At 32.8% G+C, this 20,551-nt stretch carries 13 protein-coding genes and 2 pseudogenes; 9 read left to right on the top strand and 6 right to left on the bottom strand.

The window, feature by feature from the left end; translation table 11 throughout:
* Nucleotides 1–505: 505 nt before the first annotated feature.
* Nucleotides 506–1,354 (top strand): annotated as a pseudogene (locus tag ACYSNV_RS10875) (IS3 family transposase); the annotation flags it as partial.
* Between the two features lie 60 nt (nucleotides 1,355–1,414).
* Here the strand turns inward: ACYSNV_RS10875 and ACYSNV_RS10870 are convergent.
* Both ACYSNV_RS10870 and gldJ read right to left on the bottom strand, forming a co-directional pair.
* Nucleotides 1,415–2,710: a UDP-N-acetylmuramoyl-tripeptide--D-alanyl-D-alanine ligase gene (locus ACYSNV_RS10870; protein WP_461762587.1), complete on the bottom strand. Its 1,296-nt coding sequence runs from the start codon at nucleotides 2,708–2,710 to the stop codon at nucleotides 1,415–1,417.
* 53 nt (nucleotides 2,711–2,763) lie between these two features.
* Nucleotides 2,764–4,293 (bottom strand): gliding motility lipoprotein GldJ, encoded by a 1,530-nt coding sequence (gene gldJ / locus ACYSNV_RS10865; RefSeq protein WP_461762586.1) that lies wholly within the window; start codon nucleotides 4,291–4,293, stop codon nucleotides 2,764–2,766.
* A gap of 634 nt (nucleotides 4,294–4,927) precedes the next feature.
* Between gldJ and porV the strand changes: the two genes are divergently transcribed.
* From porV to ACYSNV_RS10845, 4 genes are all read left to right on the top strand, one after another.
* A complete protein-coding gene (porV, locus tag ACYSNV_RS10860; RefSeq protein WP_461762585.1) occupies nucleotides 4,928–6,061 on the top strand; it encodes a type IX secretion system outer membrane channel protein PorV in 1,134 nt (377 codons plus the stop codon).
* 87 nt (nucleotides 6,062–6,148) lie between these two features.
* Nucleotides 6,149–6,631 (top strand): cytidine deaminase, encoded by a 483-nt coding sequence (locus tag ACYSNV_RS10855; protein ID WP_461762584.1) that lies wholly within the window; start codon nucleotides 6,149–6,151, stop codon nucleotides 6,629–6,631.
* A gap of 247 nt (nucleotides 6,632–6,878) precedes the next feature.
* On the top strand, nucleotides 6,879–8,261 hold the full coding sequence (locus tag ACYSNV_RS10850) for a hemolysin family protein (protein WP_461762583.1): 1,383 nt from the start codon (nucleotides 6,879–6,881) through the stop codon (nucleotides 8,259–8,261).
* A 138-nt stretch (nucleotides 8,262–8,399) separates the two neighbouring features.
* Nucleotides 8,400–8,978, top strand: coding sequence for a uracil-DNA glycosylase family protein (locus ACYSNV_RS10845; RefSeq protein ID WP_461762582.1), 579 nt, complete (start codon nucleotides 8,400–8,402; stop codon nucleotides 8,976–8,978).
* Between the two features lies 1 nt (nucleotide 8,979).
* On the opposite strand, the gene ACYSNV_RS10840 is transcribed toward ACYSNV_RS10845, so the two are convergent.
* The 3 genes from ACYSNV_RS10840 to ACYSNV_RS10830 form a co-directional block, all read right to left on the bottom strand.
* On the bottom strand, nucleotides 8,980–10,125 hold the full coding sequence (locus tag ACYSNV_RS10840; RefSeq protein ID WP_461762581.1) for an MFS transporter: 1,146 nt from the start codon (nucleotides 10,123–10,125) through the stop codon (nucleotides 8,980–8,982).
* A 157-nt stretch (nucleotides 10,126–10,282) separates the two neighbouring features.
* A complete protein-coding gene (putP, locus tag ACYSNV_RS10835; protein WP_461762580.1) occupies nucleotides 10,283–11,785 on the bottom strand; it encodes a sodium/proline symporter PutP in 1,503 nt (500 codons plus the stop codon).
* Nucleotides 11,786–12,221: 436 nt separating this feature from the next.
* Entirely contained in the window at nucleotides 12,222–12,956 is a 735-nt protein-coding gene (locus ACYSNV_RS10830) for a CDP-alcohol phosphatidyltransferase family protein (RefSeq protein ID WP_461762579.1), read from the bottom strand.
* 496 nt (nucleotides 12,957–13,452) lie between these two features.
* On the opposite strand from ACYSNV_RS10830, the gene ACYSNV_RS10825 reads away from it, so the two are divergent.
* From ACYSNV_RS10825 to ACYSNV_RS10815, 3 genes and pseudogenes are all read left to right on the top strand, one after another.
* A complete protein-coding gene (locus ACYSNV_RS10825) occupies nucleotides 13,453–14,484 on the top strand; it encodes a lipoprotein N-acyltransferase Lnb domain-containing protein (protein WP_461762578.1) in 1,032 nt (343 codons plus the stop codon).
* A gap of 20 nt (nucleotides 14,485–14,504) precedes the next feature.
* Complete coding sequence (locus tag ACYSNV_RS10820; protein WP_461762577.1) at nucleotides 14,505–15,245, top strand: tyrosine-protein phosphatase; 741 nt, start codon at nucleotides 14,505–14,507, stop codon at nucleotides 15,243–15,245.
* A 338-nt stretch (nucleotides 15,246–15,583) separates the two neighbouring features.
* A pseudogene (locus tag ACYSNV_RS10815) lies at nucleotides 15,584–15,723 on the top strand (IS5/IS1182 family transposase); the annotation flags it as partial.
* Nucleotides 15,724–17,026: 1,303 nt separating this feature from the next.
* On the opposite strand, the gene ACYSNV_RS10810 reads toward ACYSNV_RS10815, so the two are convergent.
* Nucleotides 17,027–17,416 (bottom strand): DUF1573 domain-containing protein, encoded by a 390-nt coding sequence (locus ACYSNV_RS10810; protein ID WP_461762576.1) that lies wholly within the window; start codon nucleotides 17,414–17,416, stop codon nucleotides 17,027–17,029.
* A gap of 235 nt (nucleotides 17,417–17,651) precedes the next feature.
* On the opposite strand from ACYSNV_RS10810, the gene ACYSNV_RS10805 reads away from it, so the two are divergent.
* Nucleotides 17,652–20,285 carry a valine--tRNA ligase gene (locus tag ACYSNV_RS10805; protein ID WP_461762575.1) on the top strand — a complete coding sequence of 878 codons (2,634 nt, stop codon included), beginning with the start codon at nucleotides 17,652–17,654 and terminating at the stop codon, nucleotides 20,283–20,285.
* Nucleotides 20,286–20,551 lie beyond the last annotated feature (266 nt).

Genomic DNA, 20,551 nt, shown 5'->3' with positions numbered 1-20,551 from the left:
GTTGCGTTTAGTAACTATAATTTAAAAGGGAAAAGATAGCGTACATGGACTTGCTAGGCAAAAAGGAATAACAAGAGCAAAGCTACAATTTTGGATCAAGCTTTACCAAGTTTATGGAGAACAAGGGCTAGCGGGTATCTTCAAAAGTAGCTTTACCAAAGAAGAAAAAGTAAGCATCATTCAAGAGTATCAAAAGAGTGGATTATCTTTGATGCACACCTGCGTCAAATATCGGATTTCAAACTCCTTCTGTGTTATTTCAATGGATTAGGAAATTTCAGAGTGATGGATTTAAAGGCTTGGAAGATAATTGAGGTGCACATTTTAAAAAAGATAAAACAAGTACCAAGAAGACTAAGAAAAGTAATATTCCAGGGATAAAAGATTCAATGACAGATTTAGAAAAGCTGAAAATAGAACTTGCATACTTACGCGCAGAAAATGATTATCTAAAAAAGTTGGAAGCCTTGGCTCAAAGCAAGCAAGCCAAAAAGAAAAAGCCGTAATAATTACGGCGCTAAGCCCCATACATAAACTAGAGTACTTACTACACTTAGCTGGGCTAGCTCGTAGTACTTATTATTATCACACTAAGAGTATAAATTTTCTGGATAAACATGCTGAATTAGGTAAACATGTAACTCGCATATTCAATAAACATAAAGGTTTATATGGATATAGAAGAGTTACTCTGCTTCTTAGAAAAGAACTCAAGGCAGCTGTAAACTTTAAAACAGACGCAAAATTAATGAAACAATTAGGCCTTAAAAGCGTAATTAGGGTCAAGAAGTACAAGTCCTTTAAAGGTGATGTTGGTAAAGCAGCAGAGAATATACTAAAGCGTGATTTTAATGCGACAAAGCCTCATCAAAAATGGGCTACTGATGTAACAGAGTTTAATGTTAAGGGTAGTAAGTTATACCTATGTCCCATAATAGACTTGTTTAATAAAGAGATAATTAGTTATAATTTATCTACTTCTCCAAATTATAAGCAAACTCTTGATATGCTCAATAAAGCCTTTAAAAGAAGAACAAAAGACAAGGCTACTAACATGGAAACTATACTTCATCCGGATCAAGGATGGCAATATAGATTACACAGGTACCAAGATAAATTAAAGTAGCATAATATTAAACAAAGTATGTCTAGAAAAGGAAACTGCCTAGATAATGCTATAATCGAAAATTTCTTTGGAGTGTTAAAATCAGAACTATTTTATCTAAAGAAATACAACTCCATACTGGAGTTGGCACATGAGATAAAACAATATATAAAATAGTATAATAACGAGCAAATTCGCATTAATTTAAATGGAATGAGCCCGGTAGAATACCGAGCTCATTATATTAAAAAGATTGCATTACTTCGTCCAACTTTTTTGGGGTCAGTCCAGCACAACTCCTTTTTTCTATTAAATGTAATCTAAGGTTCTCTCTAGAGCAATTGCGCGAGATCCTTTGATAAGGATAAATTTGTTATCTAAATCTATTGTATGTGACTCTAAATCAGATTCAAATTGTTTGAAATCTGCGTAGAATTCGTGATTCACATCTCCCATGCTTTTTTGAGCATAAAAATGTTTACCTATAAAAAATACTTTTGTATCCTTGAGGTTTTTTAAACTCTGTACTATAGCAAGGTGTTCCGAATCACTGTGTTGTCCTAACTCAAACATATCACCTAGAATAAGTATTTTTTGTTGATCTGTTTTTAGTTCTAGAAAGTTAGCAATGGCTAGTTGCATACTTGAAGGGTTAGCATTGTAAGCATCTAATAAAATAGTAGAATTCTTAGTTTTTACCCATTCACTTCTATTGTTTTTAGGAATATATTCATTTATTGCCTCTTGAATTACATCTGGGTGAATGGAGAAAAAACTAGCAATGCAAAAAGCTGCAGCAATATTAGTAGCATTATATAGACCTGTAAGGTTTGAAGTGAAAACTTCTTGCTCGAAAACTACACCAGCATTTGGGTCACTAAAGTAGCGATCAAAACGCACATCAGCATCCTGCTCGTTACTAAAAGTATAACGAGAAAAAGTAATGCTTTTGGCATCCTGGATTGGATCGTCTAGATTTATAAATACCTTTTTTTTATTGTCTTCTAAAAAATCATAAAGTTCACTTTTGGCTTTGATAACACCTTCAATACTGCCAAATCCCTCTAAGTGAGCCTTGCCAAAGTTAGTTATATATCCAAAATCAGGATTGATAATTTCGCATAAATGAGCAATTTCACCTTTATGATTTGCTCCCATTTCAATTACAGCCACATCATCCTTTGGTGTCATTGACAATAGGGTTAGCGGTACTCCAATATGGTTGTTTAAATTTCCTTTGGTGGCCGTCACAATATATTCCTTTTCTAGAATTGCAGTGATTAACTCTTTGGTAGTTGTCTTACCATTACTTCCTGTTAAGGCAATTATGGGAAGTCCTAATTCCTCCCTGTGATATCTAGCTAATTGCTGTAGGGCTAGTAAAGCGTTTGGAACTACAAACATTTTGCTAGGGTCACTTACTAATTTAGCATTGTCCATTATAACAAATTTAGCTCCTTTTTCAAGGGCTTGTTTTGCGAATTGATTCCCATCAAAGTTCTCGCCTTTTAAAGCAAAGAAAAGAGCGTTTGGTGTTATGTTTCTCGTATCTGTACTAACACCTTCACATTGTAAAAAACATTGGTATAATTCTGTAATATTCATAAGTGAAAAGTATAAAAAAAGCCCTAAGTATTTAGGGCCTTTTGCATAATATATTAATTTTTTGTCCTGCGTTTTTTTGCTTTTTCGCCTACTTTTGTCATGGCTAAACGAAAGCCAATATTGTCTGCACTCATATCTTCTGGGTAGAACCTTCTAGTTGCTGGATCTAACCAATAGATTCTATCTTTCCATGACCCTCCTTTAATAACTCGTGATTTTTGATCATATAATTGTGTGGGTCTTTTTGATGTAGGTCTACTTGTTTGTTGAGCTATCGGTTTTGTTTGCTCCATTGAATATGGGTTAGTTGGCGTTGATTTTGGGTCTAGAGCATATTGAGCTACTTCTCCAGGTAAGTTCTTAACAGATTTTTTATTGTTTGATTGGTTGTTGAACTCTACGCTTTCCTCTGTCACTATTTGTACCGTTCCATCGGGTCCTAGTTTTGTTTGATAATAAACATTTCCTCTATAGTAATTAAAGTCAGCATCTAAATCATCTAATAAAGGATAGTATAAATCAGCTACCCATTCTGCCACATTTCCTGCCATGTCGTATAAACCAAAATCATTTGGTGGATAGGATTTAACCGGCATGGTAATATCTCCATTATCCGTTCCCCATCCTGCAATACCACCATAATCCCCACGACCTTGCTTATAGTTGGCATATTTAGTATTTAATATTTGTGGTCTTCCTTTTTTTCTTTTATTAGGATTATCCCAAGGGAACTTACCTTTTCCTTTATAGTTGTTATATTCTCTGTTACCTATTAACCCAATAGCAGCATATTCCCACTCCGCTTCGGTTGGTAGTCTGAACTGAGCTGTGAATAAACCAAGATTCTGGGTAGCGTAAATATTTCTTTGATTTTCTGAAGCCTTATTGTTAACCCCTTTATACACAATATCTGAATTTCCGCCATATACAGTACTAGGAGCTAACAGATAAGCATCTGTGCTAAAATGGGCATCACCATAAGCTTCTGTAATTTTAGCATCTTTTTTTAGGTAACCTGCTTGCTCTAGTTTTAATTCGTTTACACGGTCTGTTCTCCATTTAGCATAGTCATTTGCTTGAATCCAACTTACTCCCACAACAGGGTAATTAGCATAAGCTGGATGGCGTAAATAACTTGTTATTAAAGACTCGTTGAACCCAGAAGGACTTCTCCAAACCAATGTATCTGGTAAGGCACTGCGATAGATATCTTGATAGAGCTTATTGTTTTGTGGGAATACACTTTGCAACCAATATAAATATTCATTATACATCATATTGGTTGTTTCGGTTTCGTCCATATAAAAAGATTGTACATGCATTTGTTTAGGAGCGTTGTTCCAGTCCCCCATAATATCTTCTTGGATTTGTCCCATGGTAAAAGTACCTCCTTCAATAGGCACCATTCCCGCAGGGGTTTTCTCTACATATCTAGTATTGTATTGAAACCCTCCGTTTTTATCATTAATTCTCCATCCTGTGGCAGTCGAAATATTGTTATTTGATTTACTACAACTACCTAGACCTGCGGCTAGTATTAAACCTGTCAACAGTTGAAATCCTAAATTTCTTTTAATCTTCATCTTATTATAAATGGATATTATTTTTTACGCAATTTAGTAATTAACGTTTAATTAGCAATGTGAAGTTACTGGCAATCTACCTTAGTTTTGCTTCGCAATTACCTACGCATTATATATAACGACTAAGTTACATATGTATTGCATAGGGTTTAAAAAAAATGTTAATTTTATTTTTCTTCCTCTTAGGCAAAGATATATTAAAAAGTTTCTTGTAAAGCTATAATTATTTTTCTTTAAGTTACATTTTGCATCCAATTTATTATTTTATGGAATACAAGTATAATTCCTCTGGTAATATAAGGATTATACTTATCTAGTGGTTAATTGCTTTTTTATAGTTCCCTTGCTTAGCTTAAATAGTACTTGTTTGTTAAATATTTATTAACTGTTTGAACAATTAATATGCTTATATCCGCGTTGTACTAGTAATTTTAATCACGATAGTTTATCATGTAAGCGCAATAAAAAACCGGGAGATCTAGTTTTATTGTTTCTATATAAGATAAAATGTGGTTTAATAGTTTTGTAAATCCGATTTAGATAAGTTAACTTTAAGTATATGTTACTTGCAAGGGATTAATCCGCGAGAGACTTGTTAAAAATACTTATATTTGTATAATACACTATATTATTTATGAATAAAATAAAAAGCTCATTTGTCTTTTTGCTATTGGGGTATTCTGCTTTGTCTCAGCAGGTAAGACCTATTGTAACAGGTGTTCCCTTTATGACTATTAATGCAGATGCAAGAAGCTCAGGGATGGCAGATGTTGGCGTTGCGACCTCTTGGGATGCCTACTCTCAACAACATAACCCAGCTAAGTATGCTTTTGCAGAAATCAACCAAGGTTTTTCTATGAGTTATACTCCTTATATGTCTAAGATTACCAGTGGAATGTCTTTAGGGCAATTAACTTATTATAAAAAGATTAATCCTCGTAGTGCTTTTGGAGCTAGTTTGCGTTATTTTGGTATGGGAGACATTGATATGCGAACCTCTCATAATTCGGCCGTGGTCACTACCAAACCTAATGAGTTTTACTTTGATTTATCGTATTCTTTAAAATTGAGTGAGGTTTTTTCAATGGGTATTGCTGGGCGATTAATTACTTCTGATTTGAAATATCCAGAGCAAGGTGATGGAAACTCTACTGCAACTACAGTAGCTGTAGATGTAGCAGGTTTTTATCAATCACGAATTATTCATTTTGCAAATTTTGATGGACGTTTTCGTGCCGGATTTAATATATCAAATTTAGGGCCTAAAATCAAGTATGATGACGAGATAGGGGAGGGGTCTTTTTTACCATCAAATCTAAAACTAGGAGCCGGTTTTGACTTCCTCTTAGACCCTTATAACACCCTTAGTATTACCTCGGAGTTTTCCAAATTACTAGTGCCAACTCCGCCTATTGATCCATTGGATCCCACTGCAAGAAAGCAGTACAATGATATAAGCTGGTTCAAGGGGATTTTTGAGTCATTTGGAAATAAGTCAGGAGGGTTTGATGAACAAATGAAAGAGATTATATGGTCAGTGGGATTAGAGTATTGGTATGATAATAAATTTGCTTTACGTACTGGATATTTTCATGAAAGCCAAGAAAAAGGGGCCAGACAATTTGCCACCCTGGGAGCAGGTTTTAAATACAATAAGATTCAAATTGACTTATCTTATTTATTTTCAACATCTAATTTAAATAACCCTCTTGAGAATACTTTACGTTTTTCATTGACTTTTGATATTGCTAAGAAACAATATTATTAAGGAATTTAAGTATATTTGTATGCAAATCCAAACCAGTGCTTTACTTGCGTTTGGATTTTTTGTCTGTATTAATTTAACTCGCGTTATATGAAGAAAATTGAAGTGGTTTGTAGTTTTATTGAATATGAATCCATAAAAGAATTACAACAAGAGGATCAGTTTTTAATGCAAAAGGCTGTTGAGGTTAGAAAAAATGCTTATGCGCCATATTCTGAATTTAAGGTAGGAGCTGCCTTATTACTTGAGGATGGGACAATTATTCAAGGTTCTAATCAAGAAAATTCAGCTTATCCATCTGGATTATGTGCCGAGCGTACTGCAATTTTTTATGCCGGAGCTATGCATCCAGGTAAAAGAATCCTGAAAATGGCCATTAGCGCCTCTTCAGATTTAAAATTAACCCAATTGCCGATTCCTCCATGTGGGGCTTGTCGACAAAGTATATTAGAATATGAGGTAAAACAAGAATCTCCTATTGAAATGTTCTTCATGGGAGACCAAGGTCCGGTTTGTTATTCGGAGTCATTAATAAATATTCTACCTTTTCATTTTGATCGGACGTCTTTATAAGGGTCTTGATAAAATCTTAAAAAGTAAACGTAAGAGATTCGTAGAATATTAAAATGCTAAGTATTTTAAGATTATACACATTAAAAAGGATTGAATATGTTTCTATGTGATAATAATGTGGTATTTTTGTAGTATTAATGTACGAAAAGTTTTTGTATATTTGATAAGCTAATTTAGGAAAATACTTTATCCTAAATACAAAGGCCTTTAAAAAGAGTAAACCTAGGCCTTATTTGTTATTTTAAAAATGGACACATACCCCCAGATTATTACAATGTTGGCTAGCGCTAATATTGTATCAGCCGAAATTTCAGTAGGTAAGTTGTTTCTTACTATTCTACTAGTGCTTCTTAATGGTTTTTTTGTTGCTGCCGAGTTTGCAATTGTAAAAGTTCGTAGCTCGCAAATTGAAGTACATCAAGAATTGAATTCAAAAGTGGCAAACGTTGCAAAAGGTATTGTAAGCAATCTAGATGCTTACCTGGCAGCTACACAATTGGGTATTACCCTTGCCTCATTAGGGTTAGGATGGGTAGGAGAGAGTTCTCTAACACCAGTAATTTTAAAGTTATTCGAATTATTTGGACTAACTGGACCGGAATGGTTTGCCATTGCTAAGAATATTTCTTTTCCCTTAGCCTTTGCTATAATTACCATTTTACACATTGTTTTTGGTGAGTTAGCACCAAAATCTTTGGCAATTCATTTTCCAACAAAAACAACTTTTGCTATTGCATTGCCTTTACGAATATTTTATTTTGTTTTCCGTCCAATTATTTGGTTAATGAACGGTTTGGCAAATGGAATGTTGCGTTTGTTTGGTATCTCTCCGGTACATGGTGCAGATATTCACACCGAAGAGGAATTAAAAATGATTATTACAGAGAGTCAAGAAGGCGGAGCAATTGAAGAGACCGAGAGGCTCTTAATTCAAAATGTTTTTGATTTTGATGATCGTCGCGTTAATAATATTCAAACTTTGCGAAAAAATGTTTCCGCAATAGATATTTCAACTACAGTAAAAGATGCAATTGAATTTGCGATTAACGAAGGATATTCACGCTACCCTGTTTTTGAAGATTCTTTAGATGATATCAAAGGAGTTATCTATACCAAAGACTTGATGAAAGCAATGATGAAAGATAATAAAGACATTGAGATAGGTTCTTTAATGAGAGAACCAATTTATATTTCAGAGAGTGCTTTGATTAAAAACGTATTAAAACAATTCCAAGCAAAACACTTACAGATGGCTATTGCCACTAACGAAGTTGGGGAGTTTACTGGTATTGTCACAATGGAGGATATTTTAGAGGAACTTGTGGGAGAAATTCAAGATGAGTATGACAATGAGGAGCCAGTTGTTGAGTCTATATCCGAAGGGGTCTACATTGTACATGCACATTATAATATTTCGGATATTAATAGGTTATTACCTTACCGATTTGAAGAAAGTGAACAGTACGATACTTTGGCTGGTTTACTAGCAGAGAAGTACCCAAATCACGAATTCTGTCAAAGTGATGTTGTTGATTTATTTGATTATGAGGGATTGGTGTTACAAATGTACCGAAACTCGGTTGAGAAGATCCAATTAACCGTCAAGGAACATCAACAAAATGATATTTAGATAAAAAAAGGCTTATTGAAAAATAAGCCTTTTTTTATTGTATTGCATCATCTTTTTGAAATATCCATATAAAAATCAAATGAACTGTATTTTTTAGTGTAACTTTAATATATCATTGAAATTTAAAAAAGGATTTATATGCAAGATTTAGAACAATTGCTAGTAAAAGTAAAGCAATGCACTCTTTGTCAAGATCAATTGCCTGTTGAACCAAGACCTTGCTTACGTGTGAATCAACGGGCTAAGATCTTGATTATTGGACAAGCCCCTGGATTAAAAGTGTATCAAAGTGGGATATTATTTGATGATTTAAGTGGACAGCGATTAATCCAGTGGCTAGGTGTTGATAAACAGGATTTTTATAATTCTGATAATTTTGCAATTCTTCCTATGGGGTTTTGTTACACAGGAAAAGGTAAATACGGTGATAATCCACCTATGAAGGTTTGTGCAAGTACTTGGCATAAAAGTATTTTAGCCTATTTACAAAAAGTAGAATTAATATTACTTGTTGGTAGTTATGCACAAAAGTATTACTTAAATAATAAGCAGAGTTTAACCAATAATGTCCAAAATTACAATGCGTTTTTACCCAAATTCTTTCCATTACCCCATCCCTCTGCCCGAAATTTTATATGGTTAGGAAAAAATCCTTGGTTTGGCGCTGATGTTTTACCAGAACTCAAAGATTTGGTGCGTCAAATTTTAAAGAAATAAGTTATTTTTTTATACTTAGGTTCCAAGAGGGTTTTTGTCGAAGGAAGATATAGATAATGCTAAGAATTACTACAAAACCGCTGGCATAGGTGATTAATGGGATATTTGAAATTACATCTTTATAAAACCATCCGGCTAGTAAAGCTCCACCACCAATACCTAGTTCTAACGAGATATACATGGTTGACATAGCTCTACCTCTTTGGTTAGGTTTACTAAAATCTATTGTCCATGCATTAAGTGCCGGAGACAATATTCCCAGTGAGATACCATAGATAAAGGCTCCAAGGTAAAGCCCATGAATGCTTTGGTAATAACCCAGGAGAAATAAAGCAAATACGAGTATAAATAAACCTATTTTTATAATTAATACCCTACCGTATTGATCCGATACTTTACCAGCAATGAACCGTACCAATAAAGAAGCAATGGTGAAGATCATAAAGAAAATACCCTTGTTTTGAAGTCCCAAACTAGAGGTCCAATCTGGAATTAATGTCAAAATTACCCCGTAGGACACATAAGATAAGCAAGTAACTATAGCGGCTGGTAACACATCCATATCAAAAATATCTTTCTTGCTTATTTTTAAAAGTTTGAAACTAAAGGCTTGCCTAACTTTAAGGGTCTCCTTCATATTCATTAATATAACGATAGATAATAGTGCTAAAGCCGAAGAACTATAAAATAGAAAATCGATAGAAGTATACATTTTAATTCCACTTCCAATAGCAGGTCCGATGGCCATTCCAGTACTAAAGCAAATTCCATGTAAACCTAAGGCTTCTCCCCATCTTTGCTGGGGTACAATATCGGCTACATAGGCTGCTGTTGCAGTTGGTTTAAAACCAGTTGAAAAACCATGTAGTAAACGAAGCAGTAAAAAACCAGAAACACTGGTTAATATAGGGTAAAGTAAGCTACAAATAAAACAAACCAAAGAGCCTATAGCCATAATAGGAACCCTACCCACTTTATCGGTTAGTTTACCGCTAAAAGGTCTTGATATTCCAGCAGTTAGAGTAAATAAAGCTATGATTAATCCTTTATATTGAGCTCCTCCCAAATCGGTGAGATATTCGGGAAGTTCAGGTATAAGCATATTGAAACTAGCCGAGAATAGTAGCGAGCTTAAGCACACTAACATAAACTGGGTATTATAGATGGGGTGTATTTGTTTGACAGGCATTTAATTTTGTTGTTTTAACAGCGCAAAGGTATCTATTTGCATTGTGTTTGCAAACACAATAAAAAAAGCTACTTGATATAATTTCAAGTAGCTTTTTTAGTATTGTCAAAAGTAATTATTTTTCTTTATGATAGATCTGATCGGCTATGTTAAATTTTTCGTGATCTTGTGAACTTGCAGGTTGGCCATTTTTTGAAATTAGCCATATAGCTAATGTGCTAAATATAAAACCTGGAATTATTTCGTATAATTCTGGCCCAAAAACAATTGGCCATATAATCACTGTAAGTGCACCAACAATTATTCCTGCGAAAACTCCAGAACCTGTTGTTTTTTTCCAGAAAAGAGAAAAAAGGATTGCTGGTCCAAAAGCTGCACCAAATCCTGCCCAAGCATGTGCAACTAGTTCAAGTACACGACTATTTGGATTGTAGGCAATAACAATAGCAATAATAGCAATAAGTAAAACAGCTAATCTTCCGGTCCATACTAATTCTAATTCACTTGCTTGTCTTCTAAAATAAGCTTTGTAAAAGTCTTGGGTTAGCGTACTAGATGACATTAGTAATTGAGCAGATAAAGTACTCATTACCGCTGCTAAAATAGCAGATAATAAGATACCAACAACCCATGGGTTAAATAAAAACTGTATTAGTTCAATAAAAACTAATTCATTATCTGCCGTAACTCCCGCGGCATTATTGGAGTATTTTTCAAAATAACTTATTCCTAAATAACCAATTGTAACGGCTCCAACCATACACAATGTCATCCATGCCATACCTATTCTTCTAGCATTTTTCATGGTTTTAACCCCATCGGCTGCCATAAATCTTGCTAAGATATGAGGCTGTCCAAAATATCCTAGCCCCCAAGCTGCAGCGCTAATAATAGCAATTGGTTTGATGTTATGGGTTAAACTAGAGTAAGGTATGTTAGTGATTTCACTGGCTTGATGGGTGTAGGTTACAATCATATCCCATCCTCCCATGTGTAATATAATCATTATGGGAGTTAAAATTAAAGCAAACAGCATTAGAGAGGCTTGAATTGTATCGCTCCAGCTAACAGCAAGAAAACCTCCAATAAAAGTATAAGCTATTGTTGCTACTGCGCCTAGGTACAAAGCAGGCAGATAATCCATGTGAAATAGCGTTTCAAATAAGCGAGCACCCGCTACCATGCCTGAGGCACAATAGATTGTAAAGAAGAATAAAATAGTTACAGCAGAAACCGTTTTTATTGCTTTTCCGTAAGCGGAGTATCTATTTTGGAAAAAATCTGGAAGGGTTAATGCATTATTATTTATTTCTGTGTGAACACGAAGGCGGCCCGCTACTAATTTCCAATTAAAGTAGGCTCCTATTAAAAGTCCAATTGCAATCCAGCTTGCAGATAGTCCTTTAGCAAAAATAGCTCCTGGAAGTCCCATTAAAAGCCATCCAGACATATCAGAGGCTCCGGCTGATAAGGCTGTAACCACCGGACCAAAACTTCTTCCTCCAAGAATATAATCGGAGAAGTTTTTGGTTCTTAAGTATGCCACTACACCTATGCCTAGAACTAAAACTAGATAAATGGCAAATGTTGTGATTGTTGGGTTTAAAAAGTCAAACATATTATCGTGATATTATAAATTTTTTGCTAAAAGTAGATAAAAAAGACCTTACATTGCAAATTCTGTGATATTTTTATATTTTAATCTGTTTTTTTGGATAAAAACTGAAAGAATCGTAAATATCTAAAACTCTATAATCTTACTTAAAAGAGCCGATATTCTTTGAGAATTACGGTTTTTGCATATTTTAAATTATTTAAAGCTTATAGTTTAATAAATTTTGTTGAGTTTTAGGTATCGTCTAAAATGAAAACAACATCGGTTTGAAATTTGTTTTTTTTAAAGGGAACCAATTTGCCTTTTTATAGATTTTAAAGTTTTTTTGCAATCGTAAGTTTTTTTATCCAGTTTGTTAACATATCGACAATCTTAAAAAAAAACAGGCTATGAATTAATTCATAGCCTGTTTTTTGAGTTTATTTATCAATTTTTTGACTTAAACTGATTTTTGAGTTAGGTTTTTAATAACAGAAATGATAATATAAATTAGAATTATAAGAGGGATTGCTAAGTATTTTAATATTACCAATAGGATAATACTAGCTAGTAAAAAACCTACCTGTAATTTATATTGTCCAATTTTACTAGGATTTACTTTTAAAGAAAATAAAGGCAATTCCGCATTCATTATATAGGCACTTAATAAACTAATAATAACTAAAAAGTAAGGATTACTCAACAAGGCTATAATAGATTGTGAGTCCGTGGTACTTGCTATCATAGGAATACTTAAGATAAAAAGGGCATTACCTGGGGTAGGTAAACCTATAAAAGACTCTGTTTGTCTTGTATCGACGTTAAATTTTGCTAAGCGGTAGGCTGCTCCTAGGGTGATTATAAAACCTAAATAAGGAACAGCTCCCATGTAATAAGTTTCAGGGGTTAAATTATATACCTCTTGATTTTCTTGAATATTAGCCAATAACTTGTACACCATTAATCCTGGAACAACACCACTTGTAACCATGTCTGCTAATGAGTCTAATTGTAAGCCTAGTTCACTTTTTACATGGAGTATTCTAGCAGCAAACCCATCCCAATAATCAAAAAATATTCCTAGACAGACCCAAAAAAATGCCATTTGTATATTATCATCAAATGTGTAAACACAAGCAATTAATCCGGATAAAAGATTTAATAGGGTAATAAAATTTGGGATATGTTTTTTCATAAACTTTTTTTTTGATACCTTAAATTTGAAAGGTTCTTTATTGTTTGAAATACAAATGTATCATAAAAGTTAGAATTATGTGAAGTAAAGCCTAGTAATAGTAGAGATTATTTTTTTTAAAGTAAAGTAGTATTTCAATAAGGTATTTTTTAGAAATATATTATTGGTAAACACTAATATATAAAGGGTGGTGGACGGTGAGTTTAAATAGATGTTTTTTGCAACTGATACAGATCAAGTAAATTTAGGGTTGTTAAAGAGGGGACAAAGTCATTTCTAGTGATTAAGTAAATTAGGTAGTTCTACTTTTATTAAAAAGTCATACTTTTACTTTTTGCTAAATGACTAAGGAGGATTTAAACAAAGGTGGTACAGTAGTTACTATTAACTTTATATTACTTAGTTTGTATTTATACCTGTATTGATGAGAAAAAAATTATTTATTCTGTTTTTTTTTACTTGCTTAACTAGTGGATTTTCACAAAGTCTTTCTAAGATGGCTAAAGTTAGTGTTCTTACTTGCGGTACAGCTCTGGAGTCCTACGCCTTATATGGACATACCGCAATATGGATTCAAGATCCGTTAAATGGTGTTGATGAAGTATTTAATTTTGGAATGTTTTCTTTTGATACCCCAAATTTTACAGCCAAATTTGTAAAAGGAAATTTATTTTATTACGCAGACTATACCACCTTAGATAGATTTATACGGCCATATATATATGAAAACAGAAGCGTATATCTGCAAGAGTTAAATTTAAACATGCAGCAAAAGCAAGACATCTATGGACTTTTATCTGATGCTGTTCTGCCTGAAAATCGTGAGTTTTTATATAAATTTATTCAGGAGAACTGTACAACTAAGGTCATAGATATTCTCCAAGAAGTAATCAAGCAGCCAATTAATAGTGATGTAAGCTTAAATAAAGGAACCTATAGAGATATTTTAAGTAGTTATGTAGATCATCTTTATTTAAATAAATTGGGTATAAATTTATTATTAGGATATAAGACTAACATGGAAAGTGAACAGGTTTTTTTACCATTAAGTTTTATGCAAGCCTTGGATAATACTGTTGTAGATGAGCAACCTTTGGTAAAACATAAGGCAGTTTTGTTTGAGCATGATTCTGCCGTTAAGCAAGATATAGAATTTTATAATAGTGCTTGGTTTTTTTATGGGGTTGTTATTCTTATGGGCTTGTTGTGTTTAAGATTTAAGGTTTTTTCTAGATTTACACTTGCTGCTTTTGGTGTTTTTGGATTTTTTTTAGTGGGGTTAACTCTTTATTCGACACATATGGAGTTTGCAAGAAATACTAGTATAATGCTTTTTAATCCAATTTTATTAGTATTATCTTTTTTAAGAAATAATACTAAAATCTTTAAGATACTCTATGGCGTTGTTATTCTTGGCTTGGTTTTATTTGTTTTTGTAAACCTAACATCTATTAAGTTACCATTGAGCTTTGGTTTGTTTTTAGTAACTTTAGTTGTGCTTTTTAAATATAGACCAATTTCTAAATAATAAATAAATCTAACATAAATATGTTTTCAATTTTTAAGAGTAAGCCAACCCTAAAACAGTTGATACCTGAAGATTATATCGATATACACTCTCATTTGATATTTGGCATAGATGATGGGGCGAAGAGCATAGATGATTCGAAATTTATTATCAATAGCATGAAGGATTTAGGTTTTTCTCAAGCTATTGCTACACCTCATACAACTCCTTTAGTTTGGGAAAATACCAAACAAGGAATTTTGCAACAATACGATGAATTAACTAGTTTATTAAAAGTAGAAACAGACTCTATTAAACTGCGAGTAGCCTCAGAGTATTTAATGGACGAGAGCTTTTTAAGACGACTAGAGCAAGAAGAGCTTTTAACCCTTGATAAAAACTATGTTTTGGTAGAGATGTCTTATATGAATCCTCCTATTGGTTTAATGGACATTTTATATCAATTAAAGGCCAAAGGTTATCAAATTGTTCTTGCTCATCCCGAGCGTTATAATTTTTATCATAACAATACCCAAATGTATCAAAAATTAAAAAATGCAGGATGTTTGTTTCAAATGAACTTATTGTCAACCACCGGATATTATGGTAACCATGTTTTAGAGGCTGCAAATTTTTTATTGAAAGAAAACATGATTGATTTTACGGGATCAGATATTCACCATAAAAGACACATTGCTGGATTTGATGCAAAGGTGGCTGTGAAAAATATAAAGAACTTTGAACAAGCTTTAGTTAATAATTCGTTATTCAAACAAAAATAATTTAGATGATTAAATTAAAAGCTAAATAATAAAAAAGCTAGAGGTCACAAGCGACACAGAATAAGTTTTTTTTAAAGTAAAACTTTAAACTAACAGGTAAACAATTAAAAGTAATCCGTTTTAATAGTTTACCTGTTTCTGTTTTATTTCCTTATTTATAAAACATATAGGCATTGTATGCTGTTACCTGGTTACTGGTTGTGCTTAAGTCTTTGTGGTACTTTGGATGTTTTAATTAAAGTTAAGTATTAGGATTAATGATTTAGTATAGTTTTTGTTTATTTATAAAGGGGAGATAAACAAGTACTGTTTAATCAATTAATCTAGGCTAGTATTGCATTAAATTATTTAAATACCTGCTTCAAAAAATAGTAGATGATATTTTTGATGTAGCGGCAGTAGAGCTTTTTTTAATATGGCTCTAAAGGATGATGTTATTATTTTTAGTAGCCTTACCAAATTTAGAAAGCTAAGATTATCAGGTGTCTAACTTTTAAAGTTACTTCTCAAGTAAACAGTTCGTTTGGCTATGTACAAATAGATTATAAAATCTAAGGCTTTATTTTATATGCGAGGTAAACTACACGTAGATCAAACTCACTTTCTGGTATCCTTTCGCGGGACCAAAAGCTAACAAATTCGTAAAACACTTTAAGAGAAGGATGAGTCTGTTGAATTTAGCTAATCTTTAAAAGTGAAGAATGTTATTTAAACCATTGCCTGGTTTATAGCACGGTTTTAATTGCATTAGAAAAAGCTCTTGTTTTCTTGACTACCCTAAAGCGCAAGAGAAGTTTAAAATCTAAAGGAAACACGCAAAGATATCCAAGATAGATAGACCTTGTCCTAAGATATAGATGCTTTTGCAGGACATAAGTCAGGGCACACTGAATTCTATGGTTACAAAACTTTTATTACCATAGGCAAAAAGAACATCATTACAACTTTGTTGTTACTTTAGGGCAAAAACGGGCGGTTGATTATCATGTACTTTATTAAGGGGCGTATATGTAATCAGGTGACCTTTTCTACTGTAATTGGCCAATGGAGCTGACCAACTAGGTGCAGAGAAAGTTTAAAGTAAGTAAAAGACACTAAAAAGAAACTAGAAGCTAAGTAAAATAGTATAATTAGCCATAATGGAACAAAACAACAAGATAAATTTGACTCTAGTTTAGATGTCGATATATATATGTAAGGCTTTGTTGGATATCTAACAATTAAAAACAAGCGATAAGTAAAGTATAATGTTATTGAAAATTTAAGTATTTATCTGTTAATTTGAATGGTCAAAAATGAAGAATAAGCCTCTTATAGGAAAGTTGCTATAAGGCTGGGGCTAAAACAAAAACTTACTGGGTCTTTAATAAAAGCTAACCCCACCCAGGTGAGTTAACCTTTGCAAACTCAAAGTAGCTAAACCACAAGCTCAAGCATTGGTAAAGGCAAGAAGTAAAAAATGCAGTGTTAAATTATACACGGTTATATAGGAGTGGATTTATTAGAATTACTTGTCTGGAAATGCAAGGTGTGTTGGCGACTTTTAATGCAAATATTAGAATAATACTTAAAATGGTGAATCTAAAGCAGCTACACCATGTAAAATGGTAGAGAAAACCTTTATTGAGGTATTTAAGGTATTCTAAATTATAGATAAAAAACAAATAACGCTTACAAAGCGACCTTAGAAAATCCTTTATAAGCGTTATTTTTATCTTTAAAAAAGCCATTTTACTAACAGAAGGCTACTTTATCGGTGCCCTTAGTTAATCAAGTTTTTTTTAGTTTTTTATCACTTCTCCTTTTATGCGAAGAGGTACAACTCCATTTGTGTAATTCACCGCATTACTTTCAACGGTAATGGTTCTGCTAATTCGGCCTAGAGCCATATTGTACTTTACATCAATCTTACCTTTTTGACCAGGCAATATAGGTTCGGTAGGTTTGGAAGGAACAGTACATCCACAAGAGGATCTAACATTCATTATAATTAAAGGTTCGTCTCCGGTGTTTGTAAATTCAAATGTTCTAAGTCCATTATCTTTACCTTGTACTACTGTGCCGTAGTCTATAGTATTGTTTGCAGCTGCGAATTCAATTTTGGCTCCATTTTGAGCAAAAGTAACAGCACTGGTAAATACTAAAATAAATAATGCTAATAATTTTTTCATTATAAATCTATTTTGTTGTTATATATAAGCAATTAATTCCTAAGTAGGTACTAAATAGACTTTAAATTCAATGTTTTTAAGTCTATTTTTTTTATTATTACATTAGTAATATCTATTTTTGCATATTACAAAGATACAGAAAAATTAAGAAAAGCGATTTTATCTTATAAAGAATTTATTGCAATTTGATCTTGTAGATTGAAATTAAGTAAAACAAGTAAAAAAAATAATCATAATGAGTATTCCTGCACAATTCGATGCTAAACAGGTTGAACAAAAATGGTACCAATACTGGCTTGAGAATAAGTATTTTCATTCCAGCGTGGACCACAGAGAACCTTATACGATTGTAATACCTCCACCTAATGTGACTGGAGTTTTACATATGGGGCATATGTTGAATAATACAATTCAAGATGTATTAATACGTCGTGCACGTTTAAAAGGACTTAACGCTTGTTGGGTTCCTGGAACAGATCACGCCTCTATTGCTACTGAAGCAAAAGTCGTCGCAAAATTGAAAGAGCAGGGAATCAATAAAAACGATTTAACACGTGAGGAGTTTTTAGAGCATGCTTGGGATTGGACCCATGAATATGGAGGTGTTATTTTAGATCAGTTAAAAAAATTAGGTTGTTCATGTGATTGGGACCGTACTAAGTTTACCATGGATCCTCAAATGAGTGAGCAGGTAATTAAATCGTTTGTAGATTTATACAATAAAGGACTGATATATCGTGGGTACCGTATGGTAAACTGGGATCCACAGGCTAAAACCACTCTATCAGATGAAGAAGTGATTTATGAGGAAAGACAAGGAAAGTTATATCATGTTAGATATAAAATTCAGGATTCAGATAAAGAATTAGTTATTGCTACAACTCGTCCTGAAACTATATTAGGTGACACAGCAATTTGTATCAATCCAAATGATCCACGATATACTGATTTAAATGGGAAAAAAGTAATTGTGCCAATTTCAAATCGTGTTATTCCAATTATTTTTGATCAATACGTAGACATGGAATTTGGAACAGGTTGTTTAAAGGTAACTCCTGCTCATGATGTTAATGATAAGGAATTAGGCGAAAGACACAATTTAGAGATTATTGATATCTTTAATGAAGACGCTACTTTAAATCATCACGGCTTACATTATCAAGGAATGGACCGTTTTGTTGTACGTGAGCAAATCGCTAAGGAGTTAGAATCTTTAGGTGCTATGGATAAAGTAGAGGACTATGTTAACAATGTAGGTACTTCCGAGCGTACTAAGGCAGTAATTGAGCCTAGATTATCAGATCAATGGTTCTTGAAAATGGATGGTTTAGCAAAGCCTGCATTGGATGCTGTAATGGTAGAGCAAGATGTTAAATTATATCCAAGTAGATATAATAATACTTATAAGAGTTGGTTAGAAAATATCCGAGATTGGAATATTTCTCGTCAATTATGGTGGGGACATCAAATACCTGCTTTTTATTATGGAGCAGAGAAAGAAGACTTTGTAGTTGCACAAAATATTGAAGAAGCTTTAGAATTGGCTAAAATAAAGTCCAACAATCTAAATATGACTTTGGAAGATTTACAGCAAGATCAAGATGCTCTTGATACTTGGTTTTCTTCTTGGTTGTGGCCAATGGCTGTATTTAATGGAATAAGTGATCCGCAAAATAAAGAGTTTAATTATTATTACCCTACCAATGATTTAGTTACAGGACCAGATATTATATTTTTTTGGGTGGCTAGAATGATAATGGCAGGTATTGAGTATACTGGTAAAAAACCATTTAATAATGTATACTTCACGGGAATTGTTCGAGATAAATTACGTCGTAAGATGTCTAAGAGTCTTGGTAACTCTCCTGATGCTTTAGGATTGATTGAGAAGTTTGGTGCTGATGGTGTACGTGTAGGATTATTGTTATCAGCCGCTGCAGGAAATGATATTCTATTTGACGAAGAGTTATGTAATCAGGGTAAAGCTTTTACAAATAAAGTATGGAATGCTTTCCGTTTAATTAAAGGATGGGAGGTAAGTCAAGATATTGCTCAGCCTAAATCTTGCAAAGTAGCTATACAGTGGTACCAATCTAAACTTCAAAAATCTTTAATAGATATTGAAGATCATTTTGAAAAATATCGTATTTCAGATGCTTTAATGAGCATTTATAAATTAGTTTGGGATGATTTTTGTTCTTGGTTCTTAGAAATGATTAAGCCTGGGTATCAACAGCCTATTGATCAGTTAACCTACAATGGTGCGATTGAATTATTAGAAAGTAATTTAAAGTTACTTCATCCGTTTATGCCATTTTTGTCTGAAGAAATATGGCAGCACATTGCGGTACGTAATAAAGATGAGGCATTAGTTGTTTCAAGTTGGCCTGAGATAACATCTTACGATGAAAAACTAATTAATGAGTTTGAGTTTACTCAAGAAGTTATAGCTGGAATTAGAACAATAAGAAAAGACAAAAACATCTCTTTTAAAGAGTCTATTGAATTGAAAGTAATTAACAATGAACATGTTTCTAATACATTTGATCCTGTGATTGTTAAATTAGCAAATCTTAGTGATTTACAATACGTAGAGGATCAAGTAAGTGGTGCTTTGTCTTATCGAGTTAAAAGTAATGAATATTTTATTCCTGTTACCGCAGGGGTTAATCTTCAAGAAGAGATTAGTAAGTTAGAAGAGGAATTGAAGTATTTGCAAGGCTTTTTGCGATCTGTACAAGGAAAATTATCTAATCAAAAATTTGTAAGTGGAGCTCCTGTGCAAGTGGTAGAAAATGAGCGTAAAAAGGCTGCTGATGCACAAGCTAAAATTGATACTATAGAGCATAGTTTAAAGGGTTTAAAGTAATTACTTAGAAATTCACATACAAATAGTTGTATAAATACAATAAATTTAGCCCCAAATAGTTTAATCTTATTTGGGGCTTTTTTATGCGATGATTTGTGACATAAATTTTTTAAGTCCAATAAACTTAGAGATTTATTAAAAAAGGAATTATTTAGTTTACTTATTAAGTAGTTGGTTAAAAGAATTCATGTTTGCTGAAATAAAAAACGATAGACATATAATTAGGTAGGATAAAAAGGCAACTTATATTAAACTTTACTAGCTAT

The organism is Myroides sp. LJL119, from assembly GCF_054871605.1.
The sequence above is the reverse complement of the archived record's forward strand: the minus strand, read 5'-3'. Positions and strand labels throughout refer to the sequence as shown.

What these genes read in the sequence shown, in the direction of transcription:
- ACYSNV_RS10870 (WP_461762587.1), bottom strand. Translation starts at nt 2,710, where the DNA reads ATGAATATTACAGAATTATACCAATGTTTTTTACAATGTGAAGGTGTT.
- ACYSNV_RS10810 (WP_461762576.1), bottom strand. Translation starts at nt 17,416, where the DNA reads ATGAAAAAATTATTAGCATTATTTATTTTAGTATTTACCAGTGCTGTT.
- ACYSNV_RS10825 (WP_461762578.1), top strand. Translation starts at nt 13,453, where the DNA reads ATGGCTAAAGTTAGTGTTCTTACTTGCGGTACAGCTCTGGAGTCCTAC.
- ACYSNV_RS10820 (WP_461762577.1), top strand. Translation starts at nt 14,505, where the DNA reads ATGTTTTCAATTTTTAAGAGTAAGCCAACCCTAAAACAGTTGATACCT.
- porV (WP_461762585.1), top strand. Translation starts at nt 4,928, where the DNA reads ATGAATAAAATAAAAAGCTCATTTGTCTTTTTGCTATTGGGGTATTCT.
- putP (WP_461762580.1), bottom strand. Translation starts at nt 11,785, where the DNA reads ATGTTTGACTTTTTAAACCCAACAATCACAACATTTGCCATTTATCTA.
- ACYSNV_RS10805 (WP_461762575.1), top strand. Translation starts at nt 17,652, where the DNA reads ATGAGTATTCCTGCACAATTCGATGCTAAACAGGTTGAACAAAAATGG.
- ACYSNV_RS10850 (WP_461762583.1), top strand. Translation starts at nt 6,879, where the DNA reads ATGGACACATACCCCCAGATTATTACAATGTTGGCTAGCGCTAATATT.
- ACYSNV_RS10855 (WP_461762584.1), top strand. Translation starts at nt 6,149, where the DNA reads ATGAAGAAAATTGAAGTGGTTTGTAGTTTTATTGAATATGAATCCATA.
- ACYSNV_RS10845 (WP_461762582.1), top strand. Translation starts at nt 8,400, where the DNA reads ATGCAAGATTTAGAACAATTGCTAGTAAAAGTAAAGCAATGCACTCTT.
- ACYSNV_RS10840 (WP_461762581.1), bottom strand. Translation starts at nt 10,125, where the DNA reads ATGTTAGTGTGCTTAAGCTCGCTACTATTCTCGGCTAGTTTCAATATG.
- gldJ (WP_461762586.1), bottom strand. Translation starts at nt 4,293, where the DNA reads ATGAAGATTAAAAGAAATTTAGGATTTCAACTGTTGACAGGTTTAATA.
- ACYSNV_RS10830 (WP_461762579.1), bottom strand. Translation starts at nt 12,956, where the DNA reads ATGAAAAAACATATCCCAAATTTTATTACCCTATTAAATCTTTTATCC.